This is a genomic window from Pseudomonas sp. BF-RE-21 (assembly GCF_019947305.1).
GTDB lineage: Bacteria > Pseudomonadota > Gammaproteobacteria > Pseudomonadales > Pseudomonadaceae > Aquipseudomonas > Aquipseudomonas migulae.
Map to the genome: position 1 here is coordinate 33,888 of NZ_JAGYGF010000005.1, position 15,808 is coordinate 49,695.

A 15,808-nucleotide genomic window follows, 5' to 3' on the forward strand; every position below is an offset into this window, starting at 1 on the left:
TCCTGTTGAGTTCGAGAAGGTCGCTGGGCCGTACACAGTCCTCCGACGCGATGATTTCCCTTGTAGGAGCCGGCTTGCTGGCGATGGCGGCGGGCCAGTCAACGAAACTGTTGAATGCTATTGCGCTATCGCCAGCAAGCCGGCTCCTACAGGTCCTGCGTTTAGACGGTGATGCGCCAGATCCCGAACGGCTGATGCGCCGGGTCGATCCGCATGAACTGGTACTTGCCGTGCCAGGTCCAGCGGTGCCCGTTCATCAAATCCTCACCCTGGGTGCTGGCGTCGTCGGACAAACCCATTTCCCACAGCGGCAATTCGAAATTCGCTTCCTGAACGTTGTGCGGATCGAGGCTGACGGCCACCAGAATGAAATTGCTGCCATCGGCGCTGCGCTTGCCGAAATACAGAATGTTGTCATTCCAGGCGTTGTAGACCCTTAGCCCCAGATGCGTGTGCAGCGCCGGGTTTTGCCGACGAATGCGATTGAGCTGCGCGATCTCGGCGATGATGTTGCCGGGCGCATTGAAGTCCCTTGGGCGGATCTCGTACTTCTCGGAATCGAGGTATTCCTCCTTCCCCGGCACAGGCGCGGCTTCACAGAGTTCGAACCCTGAATACATGCCCCACAACCCGGAGCCCATAGTCGCCAGCGCCGCACGGATGAGAAAACCGGCGCGCCCCGACTCATGCAGAAACGCCGGGTTGATGTCTGGCGTATTGACGAAGAAATTCGGCCGGTAGCATTCGCGCCACGGCGATTCGTTGAGCTCGGTGAAGTACGTCGACAGTTCGTGCTTGGTGTTGCGCCAGGTGAAGTAGGTGTAGCTCTGCGAATAACCGACCTTACCCAGGCGCGCCATCATCGCCGGCGTGGTGAAGGCTTCGGCGAGAAAAATCACCTCCGGGTACAGCGCCCGCACATCGGCGATCAGCCACTGCCAGAACGGCAACGGTTTGGTGTGCGGGTTGTCGACGCGAAAGAGCTTCACGCCCTCCTCGACCCAGCCGACCACGATGTCGCGCAATTCGACCCACAGGCTGGGGATCGCTTCGACGGCATAGAAGTCGACGTTGACGATGTCCTGATATTTCTTCGGCGGGTTCTCGGCGTATTTGATCGTGCCGTCCGGGCGCCAGTTGAACCAGCCGGGGTGCTGTTTGAGCCACGGATGGTCCTGGGAACACTGGATGGCAAAGTCGAGCGCGATTTCCAGGCCATGGTCAGCCGCTGCAGCCACCAGCCGACGGAAGTCTTCGCGGGTGCCCAGCTCCTTATGAATCGCCTCATGCCCGCCCTCTTCACTGCCAATGGCATAGGGGCTGCCCGGATCGTCGGGGCCAGCGGTGAGCGAGTTGTTCGGGCCTTTGCGGTAGCTGCGCCCGATCGGGTGGATCGGTGGAAAATACAGCACGTCGAACCCCATGTCGTGGATCATCGGCAGCCGCGAATGCACGTCGTTGAAGGTGCCGTGACGGGCCGGGTCATCGGTGATCGAACGCGGGAACAACTCATACCAACTGGCAAACTGCGCGAGCTCGCGTTCGACATCCAGCGGAAACTCGGCGCTCAGGCTCAAATAAGCGTGGTGATCGGCCTCGGCCATCAGGTCAGCGCTACGCTGGTGCAAAAACAGTGCGACCTGCTCGGTTTCGAGCAACCCGGACAATTCATGGTGCAGCGCGGCCAGCGCTTCGCTGAGTGGTCCTTCAGTGCGTTCGGCCGCCTGCTGGACCTGATTGCGCCCCTCCTGCAACTCAAGACTGACCGGCACCCGGGCCGTGTACTTTTTTTCCAGCTCATAACAGAAGCTGGCGAACTGATCGACCCAGGCTTCGATGCAGAACACATAACGGCCCTGGCGGTCGACGCGGAACTGGCCTTGATAACCGTTGTTGCCCAACTCGCCCATGACTTCGCTCTGCCAGACTTCATCGTCGGCGGCGCGCCAGCGGACCCGGACGGCCAGTTTGTCATGACCGTCGGCGAAGACTTTGCTGGTAACGACCACGTCTTGCCCCACCACCGCTTTAACGGCGAATTGCCCGCCATCGAGGGTCGGCATGGTGTTTTCGATGGCGATGCGCGGTAGCAGTAATGCCTGCGACAGCGGCATATGAGGGTTGTAGTTGAGCTCTGTGGGTTTTTCAGCAGTCATCGAGCATCTCTCCTTCACGCCCCATGGACGCTCTTGTACCTGGTCGTCATTCGCGCAAGGCCAGCGGCCCCGGAATGAACTCACTTAAGTTCCGAGCGACGGGCGCCGGTAAAGTTCACGGGGATTTGCCTGGGTATCCGGTGGAATCAATTCCTGCACGAAGTGGTCAACACACTTAAGCACGACTTGCGCCATGTGCCACTGGAGGCTTCAACGATGAGTATTCCAATCCCGGCAGAAACGCCAGATCCGAACATCGACCAACCGACCATTCCGCCGACTGAGCCGCAACCTGTACCCGAGCAGGACCCGCCGGGCACTACCCCGCCACCGCGTGAAGATCCGCCAGAAACCATCCCGCCGGTGATCGTCAGTCCCGAATGATGCCCGCCAACCTGAATGATGCCGCAACCCCTGTAGGAGCCGGCTTGCTGGCGATAGCGGTCGTCCAGATAACGCAATGTTTAATGTACGGACGCCATCGCCAGCAAGCCGGCTCCTACAGGTCCGTGTCAGTCTTTGTTTTCGAGTAGCTTCACGATCCTCGGCATCACACTGAAAATCCCCAACGCCAGCAACGTACTGAACACCGCCGTCGCCTCGCGCCCCAATCCGGCGGAAACACCAATCGCCGCGGTCATCCACAACCCGGCGGCGGTGGTCAGGCCTTTCACGTGGCCTTCATCACCGTCCTGGTTTTTCAGGATGGTCCCGGCACCGAGAAAGCCGATCCCGGCGATCACGCCCTGCACCACGCGGCTCATGGCATCCGCCTGAGAACCGGACATTTGCGGCACCAGCACAAACAATGCCGCGCCAAGCGCGACCAACATGTGCGTTCGCACTCCGGCCGCCTTGCCCTTGTGTTCACGCTCGAACCCCAGAATCCCGCCCAAAATCGCCGCTATCAGCAATCTGACGGTAATTCGTGTCAGTTGTGAGGCGTCGCCGATGTCGGCGAACTCCGCTTGCAGCGTCACCCAAACCTCATGCCACCAGGCGTTCATGGTGCAATCCTTGTAGATGCTCGATAGAGGATGGACCGCGCCGACCATTAATCGGTTGCACAGAACGATGGCGACCGCGGGTGCCCTAACAGTCATGAACCCGCAGAAAAAGGACCTCTCCATGACTGTGCGCATCGAAAACCAGACCTGCTTCTTCATCACGCAGAACGGCGAAGAAATCCGTCTGTGCCCCGACGTCACCATCATCACCGACGGCGCCAAGGCCATGTCGGCGGTAGACATCGACGGCCAGCGCATTTACATCACCGAAGCAGAAGCCGATGCATTGACCGTAGCAGGCGCAGTGGACGGCCGCCGGCATCTGAAGGCAACCAACAGTGATTCGGTGATTTGACTGACCCGGATCAACATCACGCGCGGGCGCCTGATATAGGCGCCCGCGCCCCGTTTTGACGGGTGCATCAACTTGTCGCAGGGCGAGGCTCAGCGCTCATCTGATCCGCTTTTTATTGCGATACCTGAGTCTGTTATGCAAACAGATCGCCGCTCATAGTGCTCATGCCTGATGGAGGCTGATGAGCGAAAGACCATGAGCGAAAGAATCCCCGTCCGAACCGTAGAACCCGCCTCATTTGTTAAAAATGAGCCTTCGCGTCCAAAGATGAAGGCCAAGTCCAGCGACAACCTGATCCACACCCGCAGCTTCACCGGCCTGTTCCGAACCCTGCGCTTGAGCGGTGCGGGGTTTCTGTTTCTGCTGTTTTTCGGCACCGTGTGGTTGAACTGGGGTGGCCGTCAGGCTGTGCTCTGGGACCTTTCCGAAAGCAAATTCCACATCTTCGGTGCGACCTTCTGGCCGCAGGATTTCATCCTGTTGTCGGCGCTGCTGATCATTGCCGCGTTCGGTCTGTTTGCGATCACCGTATTTGCCGGCCGGGTCTGGTGCGGCTACACCTGCCCGCAGAGTTCCTGGACCTGGATCTTCATGTGGTGCGAGAAGATCACCGAAGGCGAGCGTAACCAACGAATCAAGCTGCAAGCCGCGCCCTGGGGCGTGAATAAACTGATGCGTCGCTCGGCCAAGCACACGCTGTGGCTGGCGATCAGTTTGATGACGGGCCTGACGTTTGTCGGTTACTTCACGCCGATCCGGCCGCTGGCCGAAGAACTGCTGACCTTGCAGATGGGCGGTGTCAGCCTGTTCTGGGTGTTGTTTTTCACCGGCGCGACCTACATCAACGCCGGTTGGCTGCGCGAAGCGGTGTGCATGCACATGTGTCCGTATGCACGGTTCCAGAGCGTGATGTTCGACAAAGACACGCTGACCATTTCCTACGATGTCGCCCGTGGTGAAAACCGTGGCCCGCGCAAACGTGAGGTGAAACCTGCCGAGGTCGGCCTCGGTGATTGCATCGATTGCCAACTGTGCGTGCAGGTCTGCCCGACCGGCATCGACATCCGCGATGGCTTGCAGATGGAGTGCATCGGATGCGCCGCGTGTATCGACGCCTGCGATTCGATCATGGACAAAATGGGCTATGCCCGTGGCCTGATCAGCTACACCTCGGAGCACGAGTTGCAAGGTGGCAAGACGCATCTGCTGCGGCCACGGCTGATCGGCTACACCGCGGTGTTGCTGGTGATGATCGGCGCCCTCGCCCTCGCGCTGGTGGAACGGCCGATGGTGTCGCTGGACGTCAGCAAGGACCGTGGTCTGTTCCGCGAGAACAGCCAGGGGCAGATCGAAAACATCTACAGCCTTAAGGTCATCAACAAGACCCAGCAACGTCAGGACTACCGCTTGACCCTGGTCGATGGTGACGGCTTCCAGTTGCAAGGCAAGACCGAACTGAGCCTGGCGCCGGGCGAAATTGTCGACGTGCCGGTGTCCGTGGCGATGACCACCGAACGGCCGAGCAGCAGCTCGCAGAGCATCAGTTTCAAGATCATCGACAGCGATGAACCTGAGATTTATAGCGTGGCCAAAAGCCGGTTTGTTGCGCCGATGAACCGTTGATCCCTTAGACTGCATCGCCGGCAAGCCGGCTCCTACAGAATCGCGCAGACCTGTAGGAGCCGGCTTGCCGGCGAAGAAGTCACCTCGATTTCACTGAACCACAATGAACCGGGCACTCGATGAAACGCTACGAAAAATTCGCCGACGACATCGCTGAACTGATCCGCTCCGGCGTCCTCGGCCCCGGCCAGCGCGTGCCCTCGGTGCGTTACGCCAGCCAGACCTACGGCGTCAGCCCGTCCACGGTGTTCCAGGCCTATTACCTGTTGGAGCGCCGCGGCCTGATCCGCGCCCGCCCGCGTTCCGGCTACTTCGTCAACACCCATGCGCCGAGCCCGTTTTCAGAGCCGGTGATCAGCAGCCAGGTCAACGAGTCCACCGAAGTCGACGTCAGCGAACTGGTGTTCTCGGTCCTCGACTCGATCAAAGACCCCAACACCGTGCCCTTCGGCTCGGCGTTCCCCAGCCCGACCCTGTTTCCCCTGCAACGCCTGTCCCGCTCCCTGGCCAGCGCCGCCCGGGACATGGACCCGCGCATGGTCGTCACTGACATGTCGCCAGGCAACCCGCAACTGCGCCGACAAATCGCCCTGCGCTATATGGTCGGCGGCCTGATGCTGCCCATGGAAGAACTGCTGATCACCAACGGCGCCCTCGAAGCGTTGAACCTGTGCCTGCAAGCCGTCACCGAACCCGGCGACCTGGTGGCCATCGAAGCCCCTGCGTTCTACGCCTGCCTGCAAATCCTCGAACGGCTGAAACTCAAAGCCGTGGAAATCCCCGTGCACCCACGCGACGGCATCGACCTCGGCGTGCTCGCGCAAACCCTGGAACGCCACCCGATCAAGGCCTGCTGGTGCATGACCAGTTTCCAGAACCCCATGGGCGCCACCATGCCCGAGGCCAAGAAACAGGAACTGGTGGAGCTGTTGCGCAGCCACCAGGTGCCGCTGATCGAAGATGACGTTTACGCAGAACTCTATTACGGGCAGCAGGCGCCAAAACCGGCGAAAGCGTTCGATACCGAAGGGTTGGTAATGCACTGCGGCTCGTTCGCCAAGAGCCTAGCCCCTGGTTATCGCATTGGCTGGGTAGCTGCCGGGCGCTATGCGCAGAAGATTGAGCGGTTGAAGTTGATGACCTCGCTGTGCGCATCGATGCCGGCGCAGGCGGCCATTGCCGATTATCTGCAACATGGCGGCTATGACCGGCATCTGCGCAAACTGCGTTATGCGCTGGAAGAGCAGCAAAGTGCGATGCTGGCGGCGATTGCGCGCTATTTCCCGGCGCAGACTCGCGTCAGCCAACCGGCTGGCGGGTATTTTTTGTGGCTGGAATTGCCGCCGCAGATGGATTCGTTGAAGTTGTTTCAGATGGCATTGGCGCAAGGGATCAGCATTGCGCCGGGGCCGATATTTTCACCGGCGCAGCGGTTCAGGAATTGTATTCGGCTGAATTATGGCAGCCCTTGGGATGAGGCTTCGGAGAAGGCGATGGAGACGTTGGGGCGGATTGTGCGGTCGTTTTCAATGTAAGCACTGGAAGTGTAAAGCAGTCACCGACTTGATGAGTAAAATGACAAATCTACATAAATTATTACTTCGCAGGAGCAAGGCGTCGTGGAGCTGACAGACTTAGAGCTTGAACAAACAAAGCATGCGTATCGGCATTTCTAAATGACAAGTTTTTTCGTGTGGGAGAGTCTATATTGAAAAACCCTACATATGCAGGCTCCATCCTTTCGCCCAACCGGATATTTTCCTGTGACATCAGATCCGTAGACGACAGCAACTCTCGCGAGCTTCTCTCCCCTTTCTCAATTTCAACGGAATCTATGGAGCCCCTCCTGCTGTCTGGCAACATACCTTTGCTATAAGAGCGAATAAAGCACCAACTATCCAAGGCACCCAACATTTCATCCATATGGGTCAATTCATGCAAAACAACAAAAGCAACTTCCCAATTCGGCGCACCCTCAACATATGACGAGTTGAAATATATTTTGTGATCTCGGCCTATTACAAATGCGCTCCGATGTGAAGTCGGATCGATAAACGCGATTACTCGCTGAGTGTCATCATAGATGATTATCAATATACAAATATGCCGCCTTATATGCTTCAACCATAGATTGATAGTCGTAAGCGGTGACCTCTCCAAAAAAAGATTCAACATGCTTTTTATCCTCATCACGAAGCATCTCAACATCCAACAAGGCAATGGCATCAGCGAGCTGAGATTTCGCACTTGAGAAGCCTTTTTTTAAGGCACTTGCCAACTCAGGTGAGTGCTTCTCTATATTTGCCATTCCTCGCCACACCTGTGCCGGATAAAACCCGACGCTTTATTCTAGTTCAATGCGTTTAGCGCTCGGGGGAGTTGGTGCAAGTCCATCTTGATCCCTTAAATTAACTGAGTTATTTCTGACAAACCGATAAACATTCAACCCATCCACAGCCCCTGCCGGATCTGGATTCAACCAGTGCAGCAACCATGGCGCGTAATACCGCGCACCGTAGTAATAAACCCCCGTGGCATCTCGCTCCTTCCCTGAATACCGCACAGTCTTGTAACTGGTCTCCACCTCATGCCGCCCCGCCAGCCACGCTGTACCGCCAAACGGGTAATACACTTCCTGACTGATCGGTTTCGCCTGCGCATCCACTTCAATCGCACTCGACCCCAGGTGATCGTCGAAGCAGTAACGCAGCTGATCGTTGGCCACGCCAGCGGGCGGTGGGCTGTCCCAATGCAGCAGCCGCACTGAACAGCGCCCGGCCTGAACACTGATGACCTGCAACTGTTCGCCCGACGCGGTGTGGCTGTGCAGCTCGAGTCCCGGCAGGTAGCGCACTTCTGAGGTATGGCTGACGGATTTCGCCGCCGCGCTGCGCCATTTGCGCAGACGCGTGCCTTCGGCATCGTAGACGTAGCGTTCCCGATCATCGGCTGCAGCGAGCCGTGCCACTTGGGTGACCTGGGCCAGTTCATTGCGGCCGTTCCACTGCATCGCTTGACCAGGTTGCAACTCCAGCAGATTGCCGCACGCATCGAACAGCGCTTCCAGATCCGCACCTGGACGATCCTTGATACTGCGATTGCTGTACGCCGCCACCTGCATGGTCAGGGTGTCGTTTTCGGCGCCAAGGTGAAGGCGTTCCAGCAAGTTGCCGGCGGCATCGTAGTGATAGGTTTCGCTGTAGTTGCGCCAGCGGCTGGCGTCGGGAGGGCCGAAGGCTTGCCACTCGGGCAATGCCGGGCCGAATGAGGGTTTGGCGGTTTCCCAGCCGGTGGCTTTGATCAACTGGTACTGCGTGTCGTAGGTGAACCGTCGAACCGGTTCGATGCGTTGGTTGGCGAAATACTGGATCGGTAAGGCGGCATCGGCGATTTCGGTGATGTTGCCTGACGGGTCATAGCGGTAGCTCAGGTGCTGCAAAAACACGCCGTGCGGATCCTGATTGGCCAGCGACAGCAGCCGGCCATTAGCCAGGTCGTAAGTGGAAAAGGTACGCATGCCGTTGCCGGCCAACTCGTGTTGTACCTGGCCGGAGGCGTTGTACTCGATGGCGTTGACCAGCGTTTCGGCGACGGTGTGTCCGGCCTGTTGCAGGCGAACTTCGCGCAGTTGACCGGCCCGATCCTGCGCAAAGTGGCGGACATGCCCCTTGGCATCGGTCTGGCTCAACGCGTCGCCAGTTGCCGCAAACCGCCAGGCAGACTGCGAACCGTCACCCAGTTCCAGCAGTTGGTTGCGTTCTGCCTCGTCGACGGGCCAGTCGGGGGAATCAAGATTTTCCAGAAAGTGCCGAACCTCGGTCAGCACCGCGCCCGTCAGCCCATATTCGGGAAGCAACCGACAGCCCGCCGGATCATCGTGTCGTACCGGATGGCCGCAACGATTGTGCCGCGCATCGTCGGAAGAAACACGGCCCCAGCTGATCCGCTCGGCACAGCGCTCGGCTTCGTCGATGCCGTGCTCGAATATCGCCAGCGGTCGCAACAACGAATCATGCTCGGTGCGGCGATGCCAGCCTCGCTGATCCCACAACTCAAGTGGGTGCCCGGCCGCACCGGGCAAGCTCAGTTGCCAACCCGCATCGACGCTGTCACTGCAAAGCGCCTGGCCTGACAAGCTTGGGAGGGTGAGTAGATTAGGCGGCACCACAGCGCCGGACGACGCCAAGACAAACAACCGAGGATCGCGCTGTTCGAAGAGCCGACCCACAGCGTCATAAAGCTGATGCGTGACCCGCGTCTCGACCGGCACACCGACAGCGCGCCGATAATAAGCCACCGTACGAACGGCTAAACCGCGGGGTTCAATGACGCTGATGGACGGCGTATGGCTATGCAAATCGTGGCGCTCAATAGTTGAGAGGCCACTCGCAATCTAGGCGCGTCGGTTATCGGCGTCTACTGTCAACAATGACAGTAGACAGCCAGAAGCAGATGGCTCTTTGGACTGCACAGATCGATTCATTGACGCCATTACAGATGAAATTGTTGGCATTAAGAGCCGCTTGCACTAAGCGTTTCTCGTTGGGAGCTTCGGCTGGGCTGAGAAATTTTTTTCTCTACTCGTTCACCTGTTGCGGCAGCAAAACACGCGATACTATCGGGATTTGAGAGTGCAAGCCTCGTTCTAAGGGCTTGAGAGTAATTGAACCTATATACGCCATCCCACATCCCCCAAGCCCCCGTCTCTTGTATAAAATTTCTCTGAAGCGCGGGAAAAACATCGCTTTTATTAATGCGCCCAGCCATCAATTGCGCTGACCTAACTCCCACTCTTACCGTTCGAAACTGGTCGAAAACCAAACTGCCCATATACCACTTATCCGAAACACCCCCCCGACCTGAAAAAAGATGACTTAACTCATGCATAAGCACATAACTAAAATAAGAAGAATTCTCATGCGCTATATTTTGGTTCATGTATATTTTTTTCTTCGGATCATTGAGATAAACGCTTGCCGTGGGGGCAGACTCGGCTATAGGAATAAAAACCACCAACCTTTCAGGCTCGGATTTAAACTTTAGAGCAGCCTCCAACAATCGTTGATAACTCATTCTCAATGCATCGATCGTATCTTCTGTAGCCGAACCAAAGTACGCCTCAACCAATCCTTTATTGTAAGTACCGTAGTTCAGTGCGGCTACAGTACGACCAAAATCCCTTATTGCGAGGTCTAATGCAACTTCAAAAGCCCTAGCCTCGGCAGGCAAGTCCTCTTCAAACGCACTTTTCCCTCGGTATACAATTCTTCTCGTACTCTCACTCCTTTTCTCAAGTTCAAGTTCCTCGGCGCTGACCACTACAGGTTTATTCCCCCGCTCATCCATATAGTTAATCGGACTATTTCTAACGAACCGATAAAAATTCACCCCATCCACAGCCCCCGCCGGATCCGGATTCAACCAGTGCTGCAACCACGGCGCGTAATACCGCGCGCCGTAGTAATAAAGCCCCGTGGCATCTCGCTCCTTCCCTGAATAGCGAATGGTCTTGTAACTGGTCTCCACCTCATGCCGCCCCGCCAGCCACGCCGTGCCGCCAAACGGGTAATACACTTCCTGGCTGATCGGTTTCGCCTGCGCATCCACTTCAATCGCACTCGACCCCAGGTGATCGTCGAAGCAATAACGCAGCTGATCATTGGCCACGCCACCGGGCGGCGTGCTGTCCCAATGCAGCAGCCGCACCGAACAGCGCCCGGCCTGAACACTGATGACCTGCAACTGCTCGCCCGACGCGCTGTGGCTGTGCAGTTCGAGGCCCGGCAGGTAGCGCACTTCGGAGGTATGGCTGACGGATTTCGCCGCCGCACTGCGCCATTTGCGCAGGCGTGTGCCTTCGGCATCGTAGACAAAGCGCTCCCGGTCATCGGCGGCAGCGAGCCGCACCACCTGGGTGACTTGGGCCAGTTCATTTCGGCCGTTCCACTGCATCGCCTGACCGGGTTGCAACTCCAGCAGGTTGCCACGCGCATCGAACAGCGCCTCCAGATCCGCGCCGGGGCGTTCTTTGATGCTGCGATTGCTGTGCGCTGCCACCTGCATGGTCAGGGTGTCGTTTTCGGCGCCAAGGTGAAGGCGTTCCAGCAAATTGCCGGCGGCATCGTAGTGATAGGTTTCGCTGTAGTTGCGCCAGCGGCTGGCGTCGGGTGGGCCAAAGGCTTGCCACTCGGGCAATGCCGGGCCGAATGAAGGTTTGGCGGTTTCCCAGCCGGTGGCTTTGATCAACTGGTACTGCGTGTCGTAGGTGAACCGTCGAACCGGTTCGATGCGTTGGTTGGCGAAATACTGGATCGGTAAGGCGGCGTCGGTGATCTCGGTGATGTTGCCCACCGGGTCATAGCGGTAGCTCAGGTGCTGCAAAAACACGCCGTGCGGGTCCTGATTGGCCAGCGACAGCAGACGGCCATCGGCCGGGTCGTAAGTGGAAAAGGTGCGCATACCGTTGCCGGCCAACTCCTGTTGCACCTGGCCGAAGGCGTTGTACTCGAGGGCGTGGACCAGCGGTTCCGCAGCGCTGTGTCCGGCCTGTTGCAGACTGACTTCGCGCAGTTGCCCGGCCCGATCATGCGCAAAGTGGCGGACATGCCCCTTGGCATCGGTCTGGCTCAACGCCTCGCCGGTTGCCGCAAAACGCCAGGCTGACTGCAAACCGTCACCCGGCTCCAGCAGTTGGTTGCGTTCCGCCTCGGTGACGGGCCAGTCGGGCGAATCCAGCTGAGCGAGGAAATGTCGAACCTCGGTCAGAACCGTGCCCGTCAGCCCATATTCGGGTAGCAACCGACTGCCCGCCGGATCATCGTGTCGTACCGACTGGCCGCAGCGATTGTGCAACGCGTCGTCGGGCGAAACGCGGCCCCAGCTGATCCGCTCGGCACAGCGCTCGGCTTCGTCAGCGTAATGCTCGAACACCGCCAGCGGCCGCAACAACAAGTCATGCTCGGTGCGACGGTGCCAACCCCGCTGATCCCACGCTTCAAGCGACTGCCCGGCCGCACCGGGCAAGCTCAGTTGCCAACCCGCATCAACGCTGTCACTGCAAAGCACCTGGCCTGACAAGCTTGGGAGGGTGAGTAGATTGGGTGGCACCGCAGCGCCGGACTGCGCCAAGGCAAACAACCGGGGATCACGCTGTTCGGTGAGCCGACCCACAGCGTCATAAAGCTGATGCGTGACCCGCGTCTCCACCGGCTCGCCGACAGCACGCCGATAATACGCCAGCGCACGAACGGCTAACCCACGGGGTTCAATGACGCTGATTGACGGTGTATGGCTATGCAAATCGTGGCGCTCATCGGGTAAGAGGCCACTCGCAATCTAGGCGCGTCGGTTATCGACGTCTACTGTCAACAATGACAGTAGACAGCCATTCAGCGCCCGCCACCAAGATCAACAAACGTCCCCGTCGCATACGACGCCTTATCCGACAACAACCACACAATCGCTTCCGCCACTTCATCCGGCCGGCCACCGCGTGCCATCGGTATTGCCGATTCCAGTTTGCTGACCCGGTCCGGATCGCCGCTCAGCGCGTGAAAATCGGTGTAGATATAGCCAGGTCGCACGGCGTTGACGCGGATGCCTTCGCCGGCCACTTCCTTGGACAGGCCGACGGTGAAGGTGTCGAGTGCGCCTTTGGAGGACGCGTAGTCGACGTATTCGTTGGGGGCGCCCAAGCGTGCGGCCACCGAGGAAACGTTGACGATGCTGCCACCCTGGCCGCCATGTTTGGGCGACATGCGCAGGATCGCGTGTTTGGCGCAGAGGATCGGCGCCAGGACGTTGGTTTTGAGAATTTTGAGGATGCGGAATTCGGACATTTCGTCGACCCGGGATTTGTGCCCCACGGTGCCGGCGTTGTTGACCAGTGCGGTGACCCGGCCCAGCTCGGTGTCGACCCGGTGAAACAAGGCGATCACTTCGTCTTCGATGCTGACATCGGCACGGACCGCGATGGCTTGGGCACCGAGGGCGCGGACTTGCTCGAGCACACGGTGCGCAGCTTCTTCGTCGGATTGATAGTTGATGCAGATCCGATAGCCCTGTTCGGCGGCCAACAAGGCTGTGGCGGCGCCGATGCCGCGGCTGCCGCCGGTGATGACGATGACTTTGTCCATGCGAGCTTTCCCCGTTCAAGCGTAAGCAGTCGGGGGCAAGAATAACCGTCATCGGCGTTTTTTGCATGGGGTGTTGTGGTGTCCGGGCGGACGCCATCGCCGGCAAGCCGGCTCCTACAAGGTTTTGTGGCGGGCCTGAACGATCTGAACAACACGGTCCTCTGTAGGAGCCGGCTTGCCGGCGATAGCGCCCTCAAAATCGACGTAAATCTCACGACCCCCATCGCCGGCAAGCCGGCTCCTACAGGGGGAGTGACTCGGCGGTAAGCGGTAACGCGGTCGCACGCTCCGCTCGAAGGATGTCGACCATGAAGCGCTCCGCCGGCAGCGGATGCCCAAGCAGGTAGCCTTGCAACGAGTCGCAGCCTAGTTGGGTGAGGAAGTCCTGCTGCACGTCGGTTTCCACCCCTTCGGCGACAATCCGCAAACCCAGTGCCTGGCCCAGTGCGACGATGGCGGAAACGATCGCGGCGTCGTCGCTGTCGCGTTCCAGGTCGCGGACAAAACCGCGGTCGATCTTCAATTCGTTGGCCGGCAAACGCTTGAGGTACATCAAACTCGAATAGCCGGTGCCGAAGTCATCGATGGACAAGTCGACGCCCATCTCCGAGAGCTCGTTAAGCACCGTCATGCTCGCATCAGCGTCGCTCATGGCGGTGGTTTCGGTGATTTCCAGAGTCAGGCTGTTGGCGGGCAAATGGTGCGTGGCCAGGGCTTTGGCGACACTTTGAACCAGGCCTGCATGGCAGAACTGCAGGGCCGAGAGGTTCACGGCGATGCGCCAGTCGGTGTAGCCGAGCACGTACCACTCGCGCATCTGGCGGCAGGCTTCGTTGAGCACCCAGTCGCCAATCGGGATGATCAGCCCGGTCTTCTCCGCCAGCTCGATGAATTTGTCCGGCAGCAGCATGCCCTGAGTCGGGTGCACCCAACGCAACAGCGCTTCGGCGCCGACCGGCCGGCCATTGCTGGCGTCGAACTTGGGCTGGTAATAGAGGCTGAATTGTTGCTGGTCCACGGCATTACGCAGGTCTTGCAGCAATTGCAGTTGTTTGCGCGCGTTGCTGTTCATCGAGGCGTCGAAGAAGCTGTAGCCGTTTTTGCCCGCGCCCTTGGCGTGATACATCGCCGCATCGGCATTCATCAGCAGCTCTTCGGCCGTCTGGCCGTTGCCCGGGTAGAGGGCGATGCCGACACTGGCTGAAATCTGCAAATCATGTTCGGCGACGCGGAACGAGCGCGCGATCATTCCGACCTGACGGGCCGCCAGGTTCAGGGCGTCATGCTCGTCGCGCAGTTGCACCAGCAAGACAAATTCGTCACCGCCGATCCGCGCCAGGGTGTCCTGGCTGCGCAGATCCTCGCGCAGGCGCAAGCCGACTTCCCGCAGCAGCAGGTCGCCCATGTGATGGCCGAAGGCATCATTGACTGGTTTGAAACCGTCCAGATCGATGAACATCAATGCAAAACAACCGCCCTGCTCCTGCACCTTCGACATGGCCTGGCCGATGCGGTCGGCCAGCAATATCCGATTCGGCAAACCGGTCAGGGTGTCGTGCAGCGCCAGTTGGGTGAGTTCACGATTGGCTTCGGTGAGCGAGCGGGCCAGGTCGGCGGTGCGCGCCTCCAGACGCGCATCGAGAATCGAGGTGAGCAAGGCGATGCTCAACACCGCCAGCGTGGTGATCAAGACCAGGCTGTCCAAGCCCTTGCCGCTTAAACCGTTGACGGCCGCGCCACAAAAACTGCCGTCCGGAAACTGCGCTGCGGCCATGGCTGTGTAATGCATGCCGACGATGGCGATGCCCATGATCACCGCCGCGCCGCCGCGAATCAGCCGGACGTAAGGCGTGTGCTTGCGCAGGCGGAAGGCGATCCATAACGCCGCGCCCGAGGCGCCAACGGCTATCAGCAACGATAAGCTGAACAGCGTCGGGTCGTAATCAATGCCCGGCTGCATGCTCATGGCGGCCATGCCGGTGTAATGCATGGCGCTGATGCCGGCACCCATCACCAGTGCGCCGAACGCCAGTTGCCAAGCCGGTAATTGTGGCTGGCTGACCAGCCACAGGGCGAAGCCGCTGGACAGGAACGCGGTCAGCAGCGACAGCGATGTCAGCGTGACATCGTAGCCAAGGTCGATCGGCAATTTGAACGCGAGCATGCCGATGAAATGCATCGACCACACACCAATGCCCATCGCAAAAGCCCCGCCCGCCGTCCACAAATGCACGGCCCGACCTTTGGCAGTGGCAATGCGCCCCGTCATGTCGAGTGCGGTATAGGAGGCGAGAATCGCTACGAAGAGCGAAATGATAACCAGCGTGGGTGAATAGCTACCGATGAGCATTGGATTTCTCGCGACTACCCCGCCGTACTGCTTCCGTTCTCGGGGGGCAAATCGGGCGATTGTACTGATTGCACAAAAGAACGCACTGAGAAAATTAGCAAAGGGCCATCAAGCCGATGAAACGCTTGTTTGATCACCCGCAATACCTCTGAAACGTTACTCCCGAGCCCCAACTCCCCCGC

The 15,808-nt window shown here is 58.9% G+C and carries 11 protein-coding genes; 4 read left to right on the top strand and 7 right to left on the bottom strand.

Annotated features, from left to right (window positions below; translation table 11 throughout):
• Positions 1 to 161: 161 nt before the first annotated feature.
• The gene (locus KGB25_RS05640) at positions 162 to 2,156 is read right to left on the bottom strand and encodes an alpha-1,4-glucan--maltose-1-phosphate maltosyltransferase (protein WP_008041051.1); all 1,995 of its coding nucleotides are present in this window, start codon (positions 2,154 to 2,156) and stop codon (positions 162 to 164) included.
• Between the two features lie 216 nt (positions 2,157 to 2,372).
• On the opposite strand from KGB25_RS05640, the gene KGB25_RS05645 reads away from it, so the two are divergent.
• The gene (locus KGB25_RS05645) at positions 2,373 to 2,540 is read left to right on the top strand and encodes a hypothetical protein (RefSeq protein WP_192227263.1); all 168 of its coding nucleotides are present in this window, start codon (positions 2,373 to 2,375) and stop codon (positions 2,538 to 2,540) included.
• Positions 2,541 to 2,668: 128 nt separating this feature from the next.
• On the opposite strand, the gene KGB25_RS05650 is transcribed toward KGB25_RS05645, so the two are convergent.
• Positions 2,669 to 3,163: an MgtC/SapB family protein gene (locus KGB25_RS05650; RefSeq protein ID WP_207284273.1), complete on the bottom strand. Its 495-nt coding sequence runs from the start codon at positions 3,161 to 3,163 to the stop codon at positions 2,669 to 2,671.
• Positions 3,164 to 3,284: 121 nt separating this feature from the next.
• Between KGB25_RS05650 and KGB25_RS05655 the strand changes: the two genes are divergently transcribed.
• The 3 genes from KGB25_RS05655 to mapR all read left to right on the top strand — a co-directional run bounded on the left by KGB25_RS05655 (position 3,285) and on the right by mapR (position 6,676).
• Complete coding sequence (locus tag KGB25_RS05655) at positions 3,285 to 3,518, top strand: DUF3203 family protein (protein ID WP_008035603.1); 234 nt, start codon at positions 3,285 to 3,287, stop codon at positions 3,516 to 3,518.
• A 195-nt stretch (positions 3,519 to 3,713) separates the two neighbouring features.
• Positions 3,714 to 5,141, top strand: coding sequence for a cytochrome c oxidase accessory protein CcoG (ccoG, locus tag KGB25_RS05660; protein WP_223434552.1), 1,428 nt, complete (start codon positions 3,714 to 3,716; stop codon positions 5,139 to 5,141).
• Positions 5,142 to 5,260: 119 nt separating this feature from the next.
• A complete protein-coding gene (gene mapR / locus KGB25_RS05665; protein WP_223434553.1) occupies positions 5,261 to 6,676 on the top strand; it encodes a GntR family transcriptional regulator MpaR in 1,416 nt (471 codons plus the stop codon).
• 542 nt (positions 6,677 to 7,218) lie between these two features.
• On the opposite strand, the gene KGB25_RS05670 is transcribed toward mapR, so the two are convergent.
• The 5 genes from KGB25_RS05670 to KGB25_RS05690 form a co-directional block, all read right to left on the bottom strand.
• On the bottom strand, positions 7,219 to 7,449 hold the full coding sequence (locus KGB25_RS05670; protein ID WP_223434554.1) for a hypothetical protein: 231 nt from the start codon (positions 7,447 to 7,449) through the stop codon (positions 7,219 to 7,221).
• A gap of 36 nt (positions 7,450 to 7,485) precedes the next feature.
• Positions 7,486 to 9,498, bottom strand: a complete 2,013-nt coding sequence (locus KGB25_RS05675) for an RHS repeat domain-containing protein (protein WP_223434555.1) — start codon at positions 9,496 to 9,498, stop codon at positions 7,486 to 7,488.
• A gap of 155 nt (positions 9,499 to 9,653) precedes the next feature.
• Positions 9,654 to 12,440, bottom strand: a complete 2,787-nt coding sequence (locus KGB25_RS05680) for an RHS repeat-associated core domain-containing protein (RefSeq protein WP_223434556.1) — start codon at positions 12,438 to 12,440, stop codon at positions 9,654 to 9,656.
• Positions 12,441 to 12,529: 89 nt separating this feature from the next.
• Positions 12,530 to 13,276 (bottom strand): SDR family oxidoreductase, encoded by a 747-nt coding sequence (locus KGB25_RS05685; protein ID WP_008035597.1) that lies wholly within the window; start codon positions 13,274 to 13,276, stop codon positions 12,530 to 12,532.
• A gap of 241 nt (positions 13,277 to 13,517) precedes the next feature.
• Positions 13,518 to 15,626 carry a putative bifunctional diguanylate cyclase/phosphodiesterase gene (locus tag KGB25_RS05690; RefSeq protein ID WP_223434557.1) on the bottom strand — a complete coding sequence of 703 codons (2,109 nt, stop codon included), beginning with the start codon at positions 15,624 to 15,626 and terminating at the stop codon, positions 13,518 to 13,520.
• Positions 15,627 to 15,808: the final 182 nt, after the last annotated feature.